The sequence below is a fragment of the Geomonas sp. Red276 genome, assembly GCF_054784495.1.
The window spans coordinates 161,078-179,474 of sequence record NZ_BLXW01000002.1 but is presented as its reverse complement, the minus strand read 5'-3'; the positions used below and the strand labels follow the sequence as shown (position 1 = coordinate 179,474).

12 protein-coding genes are annotated in these 18,397 nt (G+C 57.8%); 4 read left to right on the top strand and 8 right to left on the bottom strand.

Annotated elements, in window-relative coordinates:
- Positions 1 to 211: 211 nt before the first annotated feature.
- From ACYVL5_RS02705 to ACYVL5_RS02670, 8 genes are all read right to left on the bottom strand, one after another.
- Positions 212 to 1,900 carry a transporter substrate-binding domain-containing protein gene (locus tag ACYVL5_RS02705; protein WP_460594012.1) on the bottom strand — a complete coding sequence of 563 codons (1,689 nt, stop codon included), beginning with the start codon at positions 1,898 to 1,900 and terminating at the stop codon, positions 212 to 214.
- Between the two features lie 253 nt (positions 1,901 to 2,153).
- Positions 2,154 to 2,843, bottom strand: coding sequence for an amino acid ABC transporter permease (locus ACYVL5_RS02700; RefSeq protein ID WP_460594011.1), 690 nt, complete (start codon positions 2,841 to 2,843; stop codon positions 2,154 to 2,156).
- A gap of 48 nt (positions 2,844 to 2,891) precedes the next feature.
- Positions 2,892 to 3,596 carry an amino acid ABC transporter permease gene (locus tag ACYVL5_RS02695; protein ID WP_460594010.1) on the bottom strand — a complete coding sequence of 235 codons (705 nt, stop codon included), beginning with the start codon at positions 3,594 to 3,596 and terminating at the stop codon, positions 2,892 to 2,894.
- A 200-nt stretch (positions 3,597 to 3,796) separates the two neighbouring features.
- Positions 3,797 to 4,609 carry an ABC transporter substrate-binding protein gene (locus ACYVL5_RS02690; RefSeq protein ID WP_460594009.1) on the bottom strand — a complete coding sequence of 271 codons (813 nt, stop codon included), beginning with the start codon at positions 4,607 to 4,609 and terminating at the stop codon, positions 3,797 to 3,799.
- A gap of 176 nt (positions 4,610 to 4,785) precedes the next feature.
- Positions 4,786 to 5,520, bottom strand: coding sequence for an amino acid ABC transporter ATP-binding protein (locus tag ACYVL5_RS02685; RefSeq protein ID WP_460594008.1), 735 nt, complete (start codon positions 5,518 to 5,520; stop codon positions 4,786 to 4,788).
- A gap of 52 nt (positions 5,521 to 5,572) precedes the next feature.
- Entirely contained in the window at positions 5,573 to 8,584 is a 3,012-nt protein-coding gene (locus tag ACYVL5_RS02680; RefSeq protein ID WP_460594007.1) for an NAD-glutamate dehydrogenase, read from the bottom strand.
- A gap of 249 nt (positions 8,585 to 8,833) precedes the next feature.
- Positions 8,834 to 10,243: a sigma-54-dependent transcriptional regulator gene (locus ACYVL5_RS02675; protein WP_460594006.1), complete on the bottom strand. Its 1,410-nt coding sequence runs from the start codon at positions 10,241 to 10,243 to the stop codon at positions 8,834 to 8,836.
- A gap of 60 nt (positions 10,244 to 10,303) precedes the next feature.
- Positions 10,304 to 12,112, bottom strand: coding sequence for a transporter substrate-binding domain-containing protein (locus ACYVL5_RS02670; RefSeq protein ID WP_460594005.1), 1,809 nt, complete (start codon positions 12,110 to 12,112; stop codon positions 10,304 to 10,306).
- 279 nt (positions 12,113 to 12,391) lie between these two features.
- Here ACYVL5_RS02670 and ACYVL5_RS02665 point away from each other — a divergent pair, with 279 nt between their 5' ends.
- The 4 genes from ACYVL5_RS02665 to ACYVL5_RS02650 all read left to right on the top strand — a co-directional run bounded on the left by ACYVL5_RS02665 (position 12,392) and on the right by ACYVL5_RS02650 (position 18,394).
- On the top strand, positions 12,392 to 12,841 hold the full coding sequence (locus tag ACYVL5_RS02665; RefSeq protein ID WP_460594004.1) for a single-stranded DNA-binding protein: 450 nt from the start codon (positions 12,392 to 12,394) through the stop codon (positions 12,839 to 12,841).
- Positions 12,842 to 13,381: 540 nt separating this feature from the next.
- On the top strand, positions 13,382 to 14,731 hold the full coding sequence (locus ACYVL5_RS02660; RefSeq protein ID WP_460594003.1) for a tyrosine-type recombinase/integrase: 1,350 nt from the start codon (positions 13,382 to 13,384) through the stop codon (positions 14,729 to 14,731).
- 19 nt (positions 14,732 to 14,750) lie between these two features.
- Positions 14,751 to 16,268 carry a site-specific integrase gene (locus ACYVL5_RS02655; RefSeq protein ID WP_460594002.1) on the top strand — a complete coding sequence of 506 codons (1,518 nt, stop codon included), beginning with the start codon at positions 14,751 to 14,753 and terminating at the stop codon, positions 16,266 to 16,268.
- On the top strand, positions 16,268 to 18,394 hold the full coding sequence (locus ACYVL5_RS02650; protein WP_460594001.1) for a hypothetical protein: 2,127 nt from the start codon (positions 16,268 to 16,270) through the stop codon (positions 18,392 to 18,394). The genes ACYVL5_RS02655 and ACYVL5_RS02650 overlap by 1 nt, the downstream gene beginning before the upstream one ends.
- Positions 18,395 to 18,397 lie beyond the last annotated feature (3 nt).

The following is an 18,397-nucleotide window of genomic DNA, read 5'->3' as shown; positions in this document are numbered from 1 at the left end:
TCCCCCTCGCCCTTTCTATACTCCAATTCCCTTGCCCTCCGGGAGAGGGGGAGGGGTGAGGGTGATTTGAGAACCTTCCCTCACCCGCCCTACGGGCACCCTCTCCCCCAATGGGGGCGAGGGGATAAAGGACACAAGGGCCGGGTGGAATAGTATCCCCTCGCCCTCCGGGAGAGGGGATGACTATACAAGGGGCCGGGTGCGGGAGGTTTTACGCCTCCGCCGGCAGCGCCACCGTCACCGTCGTCCCTTCCCCGACCGCCGAAGCGAACATCAGCCGCCCCTGGTGGTCCTTGACGATCCCCGCCGAAACCGACAGCCCGAGCCCTGTGCCTCCCTGGTCCCTTTTGGTGGTGAAGAAGGGATCGGTGAGATGGGACACGTGCTCCGCCGGAATGCCGACCCCTTCGTCGCTGACCGAGACCAGCACCTCCCCTGCTTCCTGATCGAACGAGGTCGCCACCCGTATCCCCTTATCAGGCGAGGGAAGCGCCTGGCAGGCGTTGAGGATCAGATTGACCACCACCTGCTCGATCCTCTGCGCGTTCCCCCGGCAGCGAGGAAGCCCTTCGGCGCAGCTGACCTCGAACCGATGGGTCGCCTTCTTGATGGAGTTCTCCACCAGCCGGACCGAGGCCGCCACCACCACATTGAGATCGACCGACTCGTTCAGGTCGGAATCGTCCTTCCTGGCAAAATCCTTGAGGTCATCCACGATCCGCTTTATCCGCCGGGCGCCGTCGTGCATCTCGTCGAACATCCGCGGGGCCTCCTCGCGCACCTGCGAATACCGTATCCCGCCGATCATGAAATCCCCGTGCTCCTCAAAGCGCTCCTCGAGGCTGGACTGGGCCGACTGGAAAAGCTTCTTGAGGACCGGGATGTTGAAGAGGATGAGACCGGTGGGGTTATTTATCTCATGGGCGACACCGGAAACCAGGATCCCGAGGGAAGCCATCTTGTCCGCCTGGATAAGCTGCTGCTGGTGCTGCTGGAGCTCCGCCGTCGCCTGCGCCACCCGCCGCTGGAGGGTCCTCGACCAGATCACCGTGCCGCCGAGGATGAGCAGCAGAGGAACCACCACCATGGCCAGATACCGGAGGATCTTCCCCAGGGAAGGCTGCTGGGGCTCCAGGACCCCCAGCCACTTGTCGTAGATCTTTTGGTAGCGCCCGGTGTTCTTGACGATGGCGAGCCCCTGGCTGAAGGTAGAGAGCAACTCGGCGTTCCCCTTCTTGACGCCGTAGCCGTAGTAGCCGCCGGCAAAGGGGTGGCCGACCGCAACGATGTTGGACAGCCCCAACTCCCGCCCGAGGTAGAGGCCGGGGAGGTTCCCCACCAGCGCGTAGTCGTGCTTTCCCGACGACAGCAGCCTCAGCGCGTCGGCGTGGGTATCGACGAAGAAGAGTTTGGCACCTATATCGTGGGTGAGGAGGTAGTCGTGCATGTTGCCCCCCTTTTGCACGATCACCTCCTTGCCGCGCAGCGCCTCCAGTCCCGATACCGGCTGGGCGCCCTTGCGCGCAAAGATGGAGGTATGGATGATGTTGTGCGGGGGAGAAAAATCGACCGTCTTGCTGCGGGCCTCCGAACTGGTGATCCCCTCCAGGATGTCGATCGACCCGTTTTCGAGGCCATGCCGCATGTCGTCCCAGTTGCCGAGCCGGATCTCCACCTTTATCCCCATCACCTCGGCGATGGCGCGGGTGAGCTCGACGTTGAAGCCGGCCGGCTGGCCGTTCTTGTCCAGGAATTCGTAGGGAGGGAAGTTCTTGTCGCCCCCGACCACCACTACCGTCGAGGAATGAGCCGCGGCGGCCGGCTCGGCCCAGGACGGCACGCTCCCGGCCACCAGCGAGAGCGCCAGAACGAGGGAAAAGAGCTGCTTTTTCGATAACAACCAACGCCGCACAGAGTACCTTTCGATGCGAGAGAATGCCCACCGGCATCGCCGGCCTTTCCAGCGGGCGGAAGATTCGACTATAGGTCGCCCCCTTTTTTTTGTAAAGAGGCAGCTTTCCCGCCGTCACGACCCCGGCACCCTGCCTCCGTAAGAGGGAATACAAAAGGGGGACCGGCGGCTTGTCGTTCAAGCACCTGTCCCCCTTTCTCTTCGCAAGTAATCCGGCAGCGCCAGTTTCTCCCCGTCCGGACTAGATCGACTTTCTCCAGGCGAGCCTCGCCTCCAGCCAGCGCGAGAAGGTCGTGAAGCTGAAGCAGAGGACGAAGTAGACCGCCGCGATGAAGATGAAGATCTCGGTGGGATAGGACATGGTCCTGTTGTTGACCTGGGTCGCCACGTGGGTCAGCTCGGAGACCCCGACGATGAAGGCGAGCGAGGTGTCCTTGATGAGCGAGACGAACTGGTTCACGAAGGAGGGAATCATGTTCCGCATCCCCTGCGGGAGCACGATGTACAGCATCGCCTGCCAACCCTTGAGCCCGGTCGAGATCGCCGCCTCCACCTGCCCCTTGGGGATCCCCTCGATGCCGGCGCGCACGATCTGCGACATGTAGGCGGAGGTGAAGATGGTGAGCCCCATGATGACGGTCTGGCTCTCCGGGACGGCCTTCCCCATCAGGGCAGGGAGCAGGAAGTACATCCAGAAGATGACCATGAGCAGCGGCAGGCCCCGCACCGTGTTGATGACGAGGTTCACCGGGTAGCGGATGACCGCGAAACGGGAAAGGCTCAAGAGCCCCAGGATCAGCCCGCCGAAAAACGACAGTATGCAGGAGACCACCGCGAGATAAAGGGTGAGGCCCAGGCCGCCCAGGGGGCCGTTGGGATAGCGGCCGATCATGAAGTAGGTGAAATTGTCGAGGATAACGTTGAAATCCATACTAATTCTCCAGTTACGCCGGCCGTGGTCCGGCCGGAACTAAGGTCATCATGCCCGGTGCGCGTTCAGGACCTTTTTGTTGTACAGGTCCATGAGCGCGGTGATGGTCACCGAAAGTCCCAGGTAGACCACGGTCGCCGCGGTAAACGCCTCGAACCCCTTGAAGGTGTAGCTTTCCACCTGGCGCGCCTGGTAGGTGACCTCCATGACGCCGATGGTCATGGCCAAAGACGAGTTCTTGGCGAGGTTCAGGAACTGGTTGACCAGCGGCGGGACGGTGATGCGCACCGCCTGGGGCAGGATGATGTACTGCATGGAGCGCAGGTAGGAAAACCCGGCGCTGCGGGCCGCTTCCATCTGCTCCTTGGGGATGGAGAGGATACCCGAGCGGATGTCTTCGGCGATGAAGGCTGAGGTGTAGATGATCAGTGCGATGACCGCGGCGGCGAATTCGAAGTTGGTGTTGTTCAGCCAGTCGTTGACCGCCATCGGCAGGATCTTGTAGGAGCCGAAGTACCAGAAGAAGATCTGGACCAGCAGCGGGGTGTTGCGGAAAAACTCCAGGTACGCGGAGGCCATCCAGCGCAGGGGCCGGTAGTGGCTCATCTTCAGCACGGCGATGACCAGTCCGAGCAGGAAGGCGCCGACGATGCCGATCGCGGAAAGCTCCAGGGTGACCTTCAGCCCCGATACGAGCCACTCGAAATATTTGCCGGAGGTGACCACCGACCAATCAAAATTGTAATGTAGCACGATAAATCTCCATCAAAGGGCCAAAGCCCCCGCCTTCCCCCCATCCTCACCCCGCCCAGGGGAGGGATAGTTTGCGGAGGGGAAGTTAGTCGTTAAAAGTACCCCTCGGAGGCCGGCTTCGGCCCTGCGTGGACACCTCCCCCACCTCCTCGCCCCCTCCCTCGAGGGGAGGGGGGAGTCATGAGGAGGGGCCCAGCTAACTAGTCAGCCTTGAACTTGAAGTTACGCTTCAGGTGGAACGCGGTGGAAGGACCGAACCACTTCTCGAAGATCCTCTTCGCTTCGCCGCTCTTCTCCATCTCCAGCAGGGTCTTGTTGACGAAGGCGATGAACTTCACGTCGTCTTTGCGCATACCGAGACCGTACGGCTCGTCGGAGATCTGGACGTTCGGGATCTCGAACTTGGCCTTGTTGGGAGCCTTGGCGAGGATGCCGGCCAGGATCGCCTCGTCGGTGGTCACCGCCGCCACCTTACCCTGCTGCAGGGCGAGGAACGCCTGCGGGTAATCGTCGAAGGAGAGCACGGTCGCGGTCGGAATCGCCTTCTTGACGTTCTGCTCGGAGGTGGACCCCTTGGCGGTGCCGATCTTCTTGCCGGCCAGGTCTTTCAGGCTTCTGACCGAACCCTTCCTGGTGATGAATTTCTGGCCGGTGGCGAAGTAGGTGTGGCTGAAGCCGATCTGCTTGGCCCGCTCCGGGTTCTTGGTCATGGTGGCCGCAATGATGTCGATGTTCCCTTCCATGAGCTGCGGCATGCGCGAAGCCGAGGTTACCGGCTTCAGTTCCACCCGGACCCCCAGTTTCTTGGCGATCGCCTTGACGATGTCGACGTCGTAGCCGACGATCTCGCGGCTCTTCTCATCCACGTAGCCAAACGGGGGGAGCGAATCCTTCACCCCGGCGACCAGCACCCCTTTCTTCTTCACGTCGGCCAGGGTATCAGCGGCGAACGCCGCCTTCCCGGCCGTGCAAGCCAGTACCAAACCCAAAACTACGGCAGCCAATCTTTTCATCATCGCATCTCCTTTGGTGGTAGTGCCGGAAACAAACGGCTTCGTTTTTTCGAACATCCAGGCCAGACGCCCCCCTCGGTAGGGTGGGCAGCCCTCTGCCCACCTTTCGTCAGCCCCCGCGTGGGTACGGGCCCACCCTACGACTTTCTCCGGGTGAGGATGGGGCCTCGACCGCCTCAGTGCATCGGCGACAGCAGCTGCTTCAGGAACTGCTTGGCCCGGTCGTGCTGCGGGTTTTTGAAGAATTCCAGCGGTTTCGCCTCCTCGAGGATCACACCGTGGTCCATGAAGACGACCCGGTCGGCGACCTCGCGCGCGAACCCCATCTCGTGGGTGACCACCACCATGGTCATGCCGGTCTTGGCGAGATCCTGCATGACCGCCAGTACCTCCCCGATCATCTCCGGGTCCAGGGCCGAAGTCGGCTCGTCGAACAGCATGATCCGGGGCTTCATGGCGAGCGCCCGCGCGATGGCGACGCGCTGCTGCTGTCCGCCGGAGAGCTGGGTGGGGTAGGCATCCCGCTTCACCGCCAGGCCGACCCGCTCGAGAAGGGCCATCGCCTGCTCCTCGGCCTCCTTCTTCGGGGTCTTCCTGATCTTGGTGGGGGCGAGGGTGATGTTGTTCAACACCGAGAGGTGCGGGTAGAGGTTGAACTGCTGGAACACGAAACCGACCTCGGCCCTCAGCCTGTTGATGTCGGTCTTCTTGCTGCAGAGATCCATGCCGTCGACCACCAGGCTCCCCTCGTTGATCGGCTCCAGCTGGTTTATCGTCCTGATCAGGGTCGATTTGCCGGACCCCGAGGGGCCGCAGACGACGACCACCTCCCCCGGCTGGACGTGGAGATCGATGCCGTTTAATACGTGAAGCTTTTTGAACCACTTGTGGACGCCCTGAAACTGGATCATCTGCTGCTCCTTTTCTTTGTGAATCTTTGCAACAAGTTAAAGCTGTCGCTTCTTAGAAATTCCTGACTATGTGGCCGCGCACCATCTCCTCGAAGTCGGCATCCTGGTCGCCCCGGTAGACGAGCGAGGAAGCGATCTCGGCGGCCAGGATGGCGTAGAGATACTTGGGCGGCAGGGTCTTCAGGCGCCGCTGGTAGCGCGGGCTCTCCCGGAAGAGCCTGGGGAGATGGCTCATGACCACCCGGTTGAAGGGTGGCTGCAGGCAGAGCTGGGGCCTGGACTGGAAGAACTTGAACAGCCGGGCATAGATCCCGTTGATCTCGGCGCTGATGCTGTCCGAGATCTCGGTGTAGAGCTGGCCGCATCCCGGCGCCTGCCGCCTTCTGAGGATGAGCCGCGCCTCGTCCGCCGCCCTCTTCTCCAGGATCTCGATCACGTCCGCCACGTACCGCTCCTTCACCTCGAGGAACTCCCTCTCGGTCAAAAGGAGGTTGGCGATGATCTCGTAGGAGGAGGAGATGACCCCGCACTTGTTGGCGGAGGCGTCCCGCATGATGATCACCCCGCGCCGCTGGAGCTGCTCGCGCGCCTCCGGGGTGATGAAGGAGTTCGCCCCCTCCACGACGACCCGCGCGCTCGGCCTGCCGTCCCCGGCGAAGAACCGTTTCCAGTTGTCGCGGTCGATGGTCTCGGGCCTCCCGCCGGCGGGGATGAAGAGATCGGCCTCCACCGAGAAGACCAGCTCGTCGTACTCGCGGGAGAATTCGTCCAGCGAGACCCACTGCTCCTCGAGGCCTTCGGTCCCCATGACGAGCTTGCGGTAGAGCTCCCTCAGCCCTTCGGTACGCCGCTGGCTGCGGTAGAGGAGGAACCCGCCGGGGTGAAGCGCCGCCGGGTCGAAGCGGTCGAGGTCCTCTTTCATCACCAGCCCTGCCAGCTCCCGGTGGTCGGCCCCCTGCGGATCGTACAGCGCCGCGGTCCCGTCGAGGATCAGCCGCATCTGGGCCTTCGGGCAGGTCTCGAGCATGATCCGCATGGCGTTACCCGCCACGTCGCCGTTGGGGCCGCCGGTGAACTTGACCGAGAAGGGATCGCGCCTTAGGTCGATGCCGATCTCCCCCATGGTTATCTCGGCGAATTTGACCACGCCGGTGGAGGTGACCCCGTACTCCTTGTGGTTGATGCCGACCTTCTTGCTGGACATGATGCCGATCCCCAAGAGGTAGCCGCGCTGCACGGAGAGGGAGGCGACCGCCTCGACCATGCTGTCGTGCATGTTCTCGTCCGGCCCGAGCTCGATCGGCTCGTCCTCCGCGTAGTAGTCGACCACCCGCGGGTCGGCGGCCCGCCCCTCCCTGGTGACGAAGATGTCCAGGAAGGCGTTGATGAAGCCGTACTGGAGCTTGTACAGCCGCCAGGTCTCCAGCTCCCGCCCCGGGCTCTTCAGGTCGGAGGCGTCCAGCACCACCACCATCTTCGAGCCCCCCTCGTAGATGTCCTTGTTCTTCAGGTGCTGGGTGTTGGCCAGGACGTACACCTCGCGCAAAAGCGTGGTCGCGCAGGTGGTGTAATCGTCCCGGCTTCTCGCGATGATGGTGCGCCACCCGCCGCGGGCGATGTCGGAGAAGCCGACGTGGTACCCCGCGCCGTGGCGCCCGAAGAAGAAGGTGATCCGAAACGGCACCGCCTTGGGAAGATCGGCGGTGAATTCCTCCCCGAGCTCGGCCAGGTAGGCCGGGTCCAACCGGAAGGCGAGCGCCTGCTTACCCGGGACGAAGAAGTTGGTCTTCAGGGTGTGCCGGATGAAGAGGAGCGCGCAGCTGAAGATGGCGCGGCGCACCTCGTCCAGATGGCGGTGTCCCGTGTTGTAGTGCTCGATGGCACGCGACGCCTCGGCCAGCCGCTCGCCGTACAGCTCCTCCCGCTTCTCCAGGGAGGGATCGAAGCGGCTGCGGAAGAGCTCGATCAGCCTGAGCGCGAACTCCGGATTGGAGAGGAAGGCCCCCTGCACGTCCTCGCGCCCGAAGCGGTCGGGCTGGTTGTGGGCGAGGTTCGTGTGGCAAAAGCCGATCATGGCGTTTAAGAGGGCGGCCTCCTCCCCACCGGCGAGGCCACCGGTCACCAGCTCCCGGTACAGCGGGGAGTTGGTCGCCAGCATCTGGGTCGCGTAGAGCTCCCGCTTGAGGACGGTGAAGAGCTCGTCCCCCTTATTGAGCGGCAGCCCGTCCCTCCTTCTCACGAAGAAGGTCCCCAGGAAATAGGGATGGGTGCCGTTGGTGATGGTCAGGCAGTAGGCGCGCCTGACGCCGATCTCCAGGCGGTTGAAGACCTCCATGGTCTGCTGGAGGAAATCCTTCTGGGGAGGGTTTCCCACCGCGAAGAGCACCCGCGACTCCCCCGAGTGGTCCGGCTCCTCCACGTCGAGGAAGAGGCCGCCGCCCGCGTTCCCCTGGGAGAAGAGCCACACGAGCTGGGCGATGCGGCGCACCGGGGAGAGGCGGAGGTAGTTCTCGTTGTTGAGCCAGAGGATCCCGAGCAGGCGCTCCATGTTCTTCTTTTGGGAGCCGGGATACTTCTCCTTGAGCTCCCGCATCACCGCAGCCTTGATGGACGCCGGGATCCGGGGGGCTCCGGCCGCCTTGATCTCCTGGTTCGACTTGCGGTCGAAGTCGAAGCGCTGGATCTCCAGCTCCCTCTCCAGCCCCGGGACCTTGGCGTGGGAGTGGGCGAAGTAGGCGAAGGAGATGTCCCGCTCGGGGAGGGTCTTCAGCGTGTCATACAAGGAGCCGGGGTGATTCAGGCAGGCGACGATCAGCCTCTTCTCCCGGTCGGCGAGGAGCAGCCGGCGGTTCTCCCCCAGCCCCTGCAGACCGGCGGCGAGGGCTGCCACGGCAGCAGGTTCCTCCTGCATGGCCGGCAGGAAGTAGGAGTGCATCTGCCCGCGCAGCCAGTCAAGGTTCTCGTTGGCCCGTTTGCGCCCGGCTTTGACGATGGTGCCGATCTTGGCGACCAGGCGGTCGCCGGTCGAACCGGTGGCGGCAACCTTAGCTTCTTTCTTCCCCATCGAGCGTCCCCTCCCCTGCGGCTGGAATCAGGTACGGGGTGCAAGAGCAAGGCGGATGCCAAGGGGGTGTACGGGACGCTAAGTGGCTAACTCGTAAACAATAAACAATGTTCTGGCTGCAAGAAGGGGGTATAACTTTTGTCCGGACCGGACGGAGGGGGCAAGGGAAAACTGCCGGTTAAACGGGAGGTTGCCTGGAGGTATAACCTTCCTTATCGCGATAAAGAAAGTTATACCCCCTTGGGCGGCCTAATTGCGGCGCTGGAGCCGCTTGCAGAGGGCTGGCTGGGAGATGCCGAGCAAACGGGAGGCGAGGGACTGGTTGTTGTCGCTTCTGCGCATCGCCTCGTTTATCAGCTGCTCCACGGCGTCGCTTAAGGTGGGGAGGTCGGGGGAGCTTAAAAACATGTTCTGCTCCTTCTCCGCCGAGGACGCGGCAATCCCCTCCCCCTGGAACTCCATCGCGGTGAGAAAGGAGCCCATGGAGAGCATGCACGAGGAGTGGATGCTCATGGCGTCGAAGACCATCGACCGCAGCTCCCGCAGGTTCCCCGGGAAGCTGTAGGTGGAGAGGAGCACCGGAAGCTCCTTCGGGTAGGTCGGCACCTTCTTTCCGAAGGCGTCGGCCGCTTCCTGCAGGAAGTAATCGAGCAGCAACGGGATGTCGTCCTTGCGCTCGCGCAGCGGGGGAATGTGCACGTGGTGGGCGCGCAACCGGTAGAAGAGGTCCTTCCTGAAGGCCCCGGCGTTCCTTTTCGCGCCGAGATCCTGGTGGGTCGCCACCACGATCCTCGCCTTCATCTGTTTGGAGATGTCGCTCCCCAAGGGGTAGTACTCCCCCTCCTGGAGAAGGCGCAGCAGCTTCACCTGGCAGGAGAGCGAGAGGTCGCCGATCTCGTCCAGGAAGAGGGTCCCTTCGGCGGCCTGCTCCACCATCCCGCTGCGGGTTTCGTCCGCCCCGGTAAAGGCGCCCTTGCGATGCCCGAAGAGGGTGTCGGTGAAGACGTTGTCCTCAAGACCCGCCACGTTCACCGCGACCAGCGGCCCGTCCGCGCGGCTTAGCCGGTGTACCGCACGGGCCACCAGCTCTTTCCCGACGCCGCTCTCTCCGGTGATCAGGATCGGCTGGGTGCTCTTGGCCACCGCCTCGATGTACTGGAAGATGGAGCGCATCGCCTTGTTCTCGGTGACGATCCCGGCGAAGGCCTCGGGACATTCCAGCCGGTCGTTGAGGAAGCGGCGGCGCATCTCCTTGTTCTCCCGCTCGAGCTCCTGCATGCGTATGGCGCGCCGCACCGCGTCGAGGATGCGGTCCTCCTCGTCGGTCTTCACCAGGTAGTCGAAGGCCCCCACCCGCATGCAGCGTACGGCCGTCTCGATCTGGTTCATGCCGGAGAGGATGACTACCGAGATGCCAGGGTGCTCCTCGGCGATCATGGAGAGGAGCTCCTCGCCGGAGAGGTGCGGCATGGTGAGATCCAAGAGGACCAGGCCGATATCCTTGCGGGAGAGCCGCGGCATGACCTCGCGGCTGTCGCTGATCTGGGTGAGGTTGGTGATGCCGCCCGGCCCCTCCAGCGTCATGCTCAGGCTCCGCAGCCAGGGGGGCTCGTCGTCCACCAACAGCACCCCGAATTCGGGGTAGAGAGCTTCCTTCATCGTTACCTCTGTCTCCTTCTCAATTCTCCCCTCGCCCCTTTAGGGGAGAGGGAACTATCTTCAAGCCACGGAAGCCGGCAGGATCAGGGTCACCGTCGTCCCCCGACCGGGCTCCGAGTGGAAATCGAGCGTCCCGCCGTGCTCCTTTACGATCCCGGCCGAGATCGAGAGCCCGAGGCCGGTACCCCCTTCCTCCCTCTTGGTCGTGAAGAACGGGTCGGTCAGCCGGGGGAGATCTCCCGAAACGATCCCCCGCCCCTCGTCCTGCACGGTCAGCATCACCCCCCGCTCCGCGTCAAAGAAGGTGCCGAGCGCGATCCGCTTTCCCTTCCCTTCCAGCGACTGGAAGGCGTTGAGCAGGAGATTCACCACCACCTGCTCCATCCGCTGCCCGTTCCCCTTGACGGGAGGAAGCGCGGGGGCATAGCTTGCCGAGATGTGGTGCGAGCTCTTCTCGATGGACTTACCCACCAGCCGCTCGGCTGCCTGGACCACCTGGTTGAAGTCGATCACCTGCGACATCTCCTCGCTGCCGGGGCGGGCGAAGTCCTTCAGCTCGGTGACGATCCTCTTGATCCGCTTGGCCGCGTCGTGCGTTTCCCCCAGCATATGCGACAGTTCCTCGCGCAGCCTCGAGTAGCGGTAGCGCCCGAGCCTGAAATCGCCGTTCTCCCGGTAATACTCCTCCAGGACCGGGAGCGCCCCCTCGAAGATCTCTTCGAACCTGGGGACGTTGAGGAGGATGAGGCCGTTGGGGTTGTTGATCTCGTGCGCGACCCCCGCCACCAGGATCCCCAGCGAGGCCATCTTGTCGGCCTGGACCAGCTTGTCCTGCTGCAGCTTGAGCTCCTCCAGCGCGCGCTGCTTCTCCGCGACCTCGCGCGCCAGCTCGTTAGTCCGCTGTGACACCCGCTTTTGCAGCGTCCGCGACCATCCCACCGTCCCCAGTAGGATCAGCAGCAGCGGGCCCGCCACCAGCGCTACGTAACGGACCACCCGTTGCCAGGAAACCGGCTGGGGCTCGAGCACCCCCAGCCATCTCGCCTGAATATCCTTGAACTGCCCGGTCCGCTTGAGGATGGCGAGCCCCTCGTTGAACTTGCCGAGCAGCTCCAGGTTCCCCTTTTTCACGGCGAAGCCGTAGGGATGCACCATGATCGGCTGCGGCACCGGCGTTATCCGCTTGAGGCCGAGCTCCTTTTGCAGGTACTTGCCGGTCAGCCTGGATACCAGCGCGCAGTCGTACTTGCCGTCATTGAGGAGCTTGAGCGCCTCCGCCAGGGTGTCGGTCAGGACGAGGCTTGCGTCGGGATCGAACCTGTTCATGAAATCGTGCATGATCGAGTTGCGCATCACGATCACGGTCTTGCCGTGCAGGTCCTCGACCGACCTGATCCCCCGCTGATCCTTCCTGACCCAGATCGACTGGTACAGCTGCGCGTGCGGAGAAGAGAAGTCCACCTCGCTGGTGCGCTCGGGGGAATACGCCATCCCCTGGACGATGTCGATCTCCCCGGTTTCCAGCCCTTTGCGCATGTCGCTCCAGTGGCCGAGGCGGATCTTCACATTCAGCCCCATCACGTCGGCGATGGCCCGCGTCAAATCGACGTTGAAACCGGCAGGCTTGCCATCCTTGTCGATGAACTCGTAAGGGGGGTAGTTGAAGTCTCCCCCGACGCAGACGGTTTTTTTCTGGGAGGAGCCCCCCTGGGCCAGGGCGGAAGGGGGGACGACGAAGAAGCCCGTCAGGAGGAGAAGCGAGAAAATGAGGAGGGGAAGCCCCTTGAGCCATGCCGGCCGGACGCGGAGCGGCTTCGACCGGAGCGCCCCGGAACACTGAAAAGGGAAACGTTTTGAGAAAACGGCCACAGCAAATACCCTGAGAGAGGTGCGACACCAGCTGGAAACTTGGCAAATTAATGACATAGATGGCTTTGCAAAGTCAACAGCTACCAGTCGTGGCCCTTCACCGTCAGCCTTATGCCATTCCGGGCATGAAGGCTCTTTTAATCCTCCCGCACCGGCAGCTCCCCAGCATTTCTGTTGCGTGGAGGGTAGCTTCATGGTAGTTTTCCTATCCGATCCGCAGCCGGAAAACTTCCACTTCAAACGCTATCGTTTAAATATCTACGCAAGGAGAACAACCACATGGCAAGTCTCAACAAGGTGATGCTCATCGGCAACCTCGGGAAGGATCCGGAAGTCCGTTACACCCCCAGCGGCACCGCGGTCGCCTCCTTCTCGCTGGCAACCTCCGACCGGATCAAGAACAAGAGCGGCGAGTGGGAAGAGAAGACCGAGTGGCACAACATCACCCTCTGGGGAAGGACCGCCGAGATCGCCGGCGAGTACCTCTCCAAAGGCAAGACCATCTACATCGAGGGACGGCTGCAGACCCGCAAGTGGCAGGACCGTGACGGCAAGGACCGCTACACCACCGAGATCGTCGGCGAGAAGATGCAGATGCTCTCCGGCAAAGGCGAAGGCGGCCAGGGCGGCGGCCAGCGCTCCTCCGGCTCCCGCGGCAGCTACGGCCAGCAGGAGCAGGGCGGCTACGAGGAGCCCGTCTTCAACCCGGACGACGAGATTCCTTTCTAATAGTCAGGTTTTTTTGTTTTTGTAAACTTTGAGCCGTGAATACCTGTATTCACGGCTTTTTTTATTTACAAACCTAAATTTTGTGCTATCCTCTAATTAGCAGCTTTAACTAAGATACCATGTTTTTATTTTGTTAACTTTTACACTGCTGATCGGTCGCATCCAAGAAGAGGCTCCCTGGGTTTGGAGAGGCGGGAAAAACCTAAAAACCTCCTGGAAGAAAAAACTGGGTTTAAAACCAACGGCGGAGATCGCGACCTGTATGTGTTGGGCGTATAGCGCTCGTGTCACCGGACGGTAGCCTAAGGTGAAGACGCCTCGAAGATGCGCGACATATTCTGTCATGGCCATGTGTTATGACCCTACCAAAGTGTGCTACCCATCATTGGTGGCCTAAAGTAGCTATTCAGGATTCACGGGGGTCTGTTCAAAAACCAGCATTGCAGGGGCAGAACCTATGCCAAAACCGTTGCTCGGATAAGGTTTCCCAGTTTTTTCTTTCCAGGCGGGTTTGGGTTTTTGAAATGAACATTTTGCTGAATGCCCGCCATCAAAGGAAAGGCCTTGGCTATGGATTCGAGATACCGTGTCAGAACAATTAAAATGTCCAACGGTTCTAGACGTGCGATGCTCTGTGAACGCATTACTGGTTTTCCTGTTTTCTATCCAACCCTGTACCTCACTACACAGGTTTATTTGACAGGTTCAGAATATAACACTCAAATAAGCCACCTTGGCGCAATCCATTTTCTTTATGTCTGGTGCGAACGTAACAAAATCCACTTGGAAAAATCATTTGCAGAAGGAGTATTTCTTAATTTAGATCAAATCGAGTGTCTTAATCGTGACATAAGATACGACTTCAAATATTATCTTGAAGATCCATTCGAATCAATCGTCGGTAAGTCCACAACAATACAAAAATCATCGTCCAACTATCGCCGTAACAGACCGAAGAGAAAGTCTAATATAGTAGTCAATAATAAAGAAGGCACCACTACTATTAGATTCATTTATGTGAGATTATATCTAGATTGGTTGGCTAATGAGTTTATCTTGCGAACCAGTGGTCGTGAATCTTCTCACGCGTCGATGCTTCAAGCCAAGAAGATCATGATCGATGCAATTGCTGCACATTCACCAGGCAGTAGTACTGCTGAGCTTCGTCGAGGCTTGAAGCGAGAGGAAAGAGCAAGGTTTCTTCAGATAATTAATCCCGAATACGACGACAATCCATTTAAATCCGATTTTATTAAACTACGCAACCAACTTATCTGCCAGATTTTATTTAACTTTGGCCCTCGTAGAGGGGAGACCCTTCTCATAAAAAAGGAAGACATTGATTGGAACCTTGGTGGCGATTATCCGCGCTTAAATCTTAGGGATCATCCGTTTGACCCCACCGACACCAGAAGAGTGCGCCCCCAATTCAAGACAAAAGAACGCCAGCTCCCAGTTAGTCGCAACATTGCGAGATTACTAAATAATTACACTAGGCTTCGTGACAGGATCCCCGGAGCGAAAAACCATGGGTATCTCATAGTTGCCCGAGACGGGAAGCCCCTGTCAATAAGCTCATTAGATTCAATCTTTCTGGAACTGAGTACATTTGAAGGCCTTCCTGATGATCTATCCGCCCACCTATTAAGATATACCTGGAACGATATGTTTTCTGAGAAGGCTGATCAGATGATCGCCTCGGGCAAATGGACTGTTGACGATGAGAAAAGGATTCGCAGGTGGCACCAGGGCTGGATGGATGATTCGCTTATGCCTGAAAGATATACACGGCGCCACATTGAAGAAAAAGCGAATGCACTAAGTATCCAAATGCAAGATGACATCATGCAAGACTTTTTGATTATTGACCCTTCAAAGCTTCTAAAATAATCTGAGCATAAGGAATGAAATGCAAGCAAAACAAAAATTGATTAATGAATTTGATCCTGCCGTTCAAAGCCAAACTAGAGTTACCAGAAACGGTACAACGTTTGAGCAAAGCAATAACCATCTGCAGTTTAGTACCAATGGCGGCTTAAAATACTTTGAATATTCCAGACTTCTTGCAGGATTCAATCATGATCTTGCTAGTAACCTCTGGTTAACTATTTGTTGGTATTTAGAAAACAGATCAATACCGCATGCTTATAATTTGTACTGGCGGCTTTTACATTTCATGTCCATGATGCAATCAACCCCTGATTTAGTCATCAGTGAAATCGACGAACATATGATTCAGAATTACAGGGAAATCCTCGAAAAGGGCACTGAATGGTATTTAGCCAGCCTACGTGGTTTTTTTCTCAAATTAGGGGCTCTGGGATATTCCGGTGTCACCACCAATGCATTTGCTCTGTTGGAAGAAATCACTCTTACTGGAAACAAAAAAGGCTGGGCAGTCCTCACTATGGACGAAACTGAAGGCCCCTTCACGCAAGTGGAACTCCGGCTTATCCAGGGCGAAGTCTCCAAGTCCTTCGGTGAGGGAACCATGAGCCTCCGCTCTTGTGCCTTAGTTTTGTTGTATATGCAGCTTGGAGCTCGCTCCGCGCAAATTACCGACCTTAAAATTAAGGACCTACAAACAGAAGGCGGGAAATATGTTCTTCACGTTCCGCGAGTAAAGCAAAGGAACCAGGGACGTAGGGCAGAATTAAAAAAACGTGTACTTGAGTCCAAAGTCGGAACGATCGTTGACGCATGGTGCCGTCAGGTTAGGCGCGAATACGGAAGCAAAATTTCTTGTGCTGAGGATTTGCCTATCTTCCCTTGCGACAGACTGGCCAAGACCGCAAAGGCCGACCCTGGATTCCAATTTCATACCGACTCCCAAATTCTCCACGGAGAGGTTTCCTACTTTTTCCAAAAGCACCCTGTCATCTCACCGCGAACTGGTGAACCCATGAAGGTCACACCCCAGCGTTTTCGCTATACCTTAGGGACCCGTGCCGTAATTCATGGAGCTGGAGCTGGCACCGTCGCAGAACTCCTTGACCATAGCGACACCCAGAATGTACTTGTATATATCAAGTTCAGCGATGAACTGATCGAAGAACTGAACGCCGAATTAGCTGATGATCTCGCACCGTTGGCCCAAGCCTTTAGAGGGGAAATTATTCTATTTGACAAAGGATTCCTTTCCGACCCCGGCAACCTCATTTCCTACCCTGGCCTCGACATCAAAAAGGACACCTACACAGGCAAATGCAAATGTGGTGGCGAATGCGGCGATGTTCCACCTATTTTCTGTTATTCCTGCCCATATTTCTTCGCATTTAAGGAGGCTCCCCATGAAAAGGTTCTGGAACTGATGCTTGCCGAGAAGGAAAAGGAACTCGAACTCGGCAACATTGACGTTGCGAGAGAAATGGACGAGCCGATCGCCGCTTGCCGTGCAGTCATTCAAAAGTGTCAGGAGGGTAGGTAATGAGCGGAGTTTTCGTATTCACTCCTCGGCAGGGGGTTGAGGCCGTAAAAAACGTCGAGGGATTCGTAGCTGGATGCATGGGCCTGCTTCATACCTTCGGGCGCGACCTAGATTTCAAGCTCAACCAGTGGGACATATCAAAATATATCACCAAACGCTCAAAATCCGGTCGCGTAACCTTTACCTTCAGCAATTTCGACTCCTCTGGTAGCAGGACAAGTTGGGTACCAATGTCCGAGCCCTTCCTGAGCTTCGCCAAGGCGAAGATGCGTTACGATTTCGGGAAGAAACCCAATGAAAGCCACAATCCCAAAATGGCTGCGATTAGGGCCTTGGAAAAGGCCTTAGTCGAGAGTGCTTCCGACAGGATTCCAAGAGCCGAGAATGTCAACATGCATGTCCTCAATTTGGCAGCCAACTACCTTGAGGAAGAAAACCCTGCCGGTTGCTACGCGTCCGGATGCCACCTGGAACGGATTGCCACGTGGATGGTCAAACAGCAGATGACACGTGTACCGTTTCAGTGGAAAAATACGATCAGTAAGAGGGAAGAGCTTCTGGACAAGATCAGCCCAGAGGCCGATGACTACAGGCTCCAAAATATTCCCTCGATGGCAGCAATCAAGGCATTGCCACAATTATTCGCCAACGCAAGCGACCCTCGGGATATCCTGGTCAGTTCGGTATCGGCTCTTTTGTTTTGCGCACCTGGGCGTTTCAACGAAATCTTCGCACTCCCAGAACGATGTGAACACAAAGACACTCGGCCGGATGGCTCTGAGATCTATGGACTGCGAAGGTACGTCTCGAAGGGTGGCACACCAGAAATATTAAAAATCATAAAAACCATGGAAGGCATCTGTAAGGATGCTGTCAAAAAATTGCGAGAGGTGACGAAGGAAGCTCGCAAAATGGCTCAGTGGTACGAAGCCAATCCAGACAAGCTTTATCTTCCAAAGGGTTTTGAACATCTGCGAGAAAAAGAATATGTCTTGGCCTCAGAATTACCCGAGCTTTTGGGGCAGGCTGATGGGGGGAAAGTCTGTCGTTGGGCCGGCGAAAAGGGCTTGACTGCCATCAAAGTCCCGAATGATAAGGGCAAGGGAGCACCTTCAAACGCCTATCGATTTGAGGATATCGAAAGGGTCGTCTGCAGCATGCTACCTGTTAAATTTCCAGTTTACGACGCCAAGACCGGCCTCACCTATGGAAAGGCGTTGTTTCTTGTGCCAAAGAGTTTTTTTCACAGTGTCCGCAGTCCTTGGCTATGCATGTTCGAGGAAGTTGATATTGACACTTTCAATGACCAGCTCGGGAGTGGTTCGAAACATGGCAAAAGCAGCATTTTCTCCCGAAACGGCTACAACGAGGAGGACGACAACGATACTCCGATCAACCTTGACTCTAATGATTTCAGGCATTATCTGAGCTATCTAGCCAAGAGAAAAGGGGTCGATCAATTGGTACTCGCTCTTTGGTCGGGACGAAAAAATATATCTGAAAACAAGAATTATGGCGACCTCTTAACCGCTGAAAAGACCAAAATTTTGAGAGAGGGCGGTGTCGATGTTGCTGAAAGTCTCGGGTTAATCGGGTTTGATGTAAACGACCCGGAATGTGGTCTATTGTTCGGTGACATTCGAACCGTCTTGGAATTGCAGTATCAGTTTGTACACGAAACGCAATACGGCTACTGCGTACATGATTACAGCCGGACCCCATGTGAGCGGCGAATGCAATGCTTGGAATGTACTGATCATCTTTGCGTAAAGGGTGAGTGCACCAAAAACGACCGCGTAAGAACTGAACTTTCTGTTGCGGAGAACAGTTTGGAACACCTTGAAAAGGGTATCGCTGATGGAGAGCATGTAGCTGGCACTAAATTGCATAAATTTTTGACAAAAACTGTCAGTGTTCGCAAACAATTAGTCAAATTACTCGATGATCGGAATTTGGAAACTGGCACTCGAATCCAAATGGATATTGGTGCTGATACATCTCTCGACATTGCTGTTGTGAACCGTATAGCCCTTGGGGGCACAGACGGGAACCTTTTGGCGGCAGCCTCCCGTATCAGGCCTACAATTGAGACACGTAACCTTATGTTATCTGAGACCGTAGCTTAGGAA

Excerpts from the sequence above, each read along its gene's own strand:
- ACYVL5_RS02700 (WP_460594011.1), bottom strand. The coding sequence starts at position 2,843 with ATGGATTTCAACGTTATCCTCGACAATTTCACCTACTTCATGATCGGC.
- ACYVL5_RS02690 (WP_460594009.1), bottom strand. The coding sequence starts at position 4,609 with ATGAAAAGATTGGCTGCCGTAGTTTTGGGTTTGGTACTGGCTTGCACG.
- ACYVL5_RS02685 (WP_460594008.1), bottom strand. The coding sequence starts at position 5,520 with ATGATCCAGTTTCAGGGCGTCCACAAGTGGTTCAAAAAGCTTCACGTA.
- ACYVL5_RS02680 (WP_460594007.1), bottom strand. The coding sequence starts at position 8,584 with ATGGGGAAGAAAGAAGCTAAGGTTGCCGCCACCGGTTCGACCGGCGAC.
- ACYVL5_RS02675 (WP_460594006.1), bottom strand. The coding sequence starts at position 10,243 with ATGAAGGAAGCTCTCTACCCCGAATTCGGGGTGCTGTTGGTGGACGAC.
- ACYVL5_RS02665 (WP_460594004.1), top strand. The coding sequence starts at position 12,392 with ATGGCAAGTCTCAACAAGGTGATGCTCATCGGCAACCTCGGGAAGGAT.
- ACYVL5_RS02660 (WP_460594003.1), top strand. The coding sequence starts at position 13,382 with ATGCCCGCCATCAAAGGAAAGGCCTTGGCTATGGATTCGAGATACCGT.
- ACYVL5_RS02655 (WP_460594002.1), top strand. The coding sequence starts at position 14,751 with ATGCAAGCAAAACAAAAATTGATTAATGAATTTGATCCTGCCGTTCAA.
- ACYVL5_RS02650 (WP_460594001.1), top strand. The coding sequence starts at position 16,268 with ATGAGCGGAGTTTTCGTATTCACTCCTCGGCAGGGGGTTGAGGCCGTA.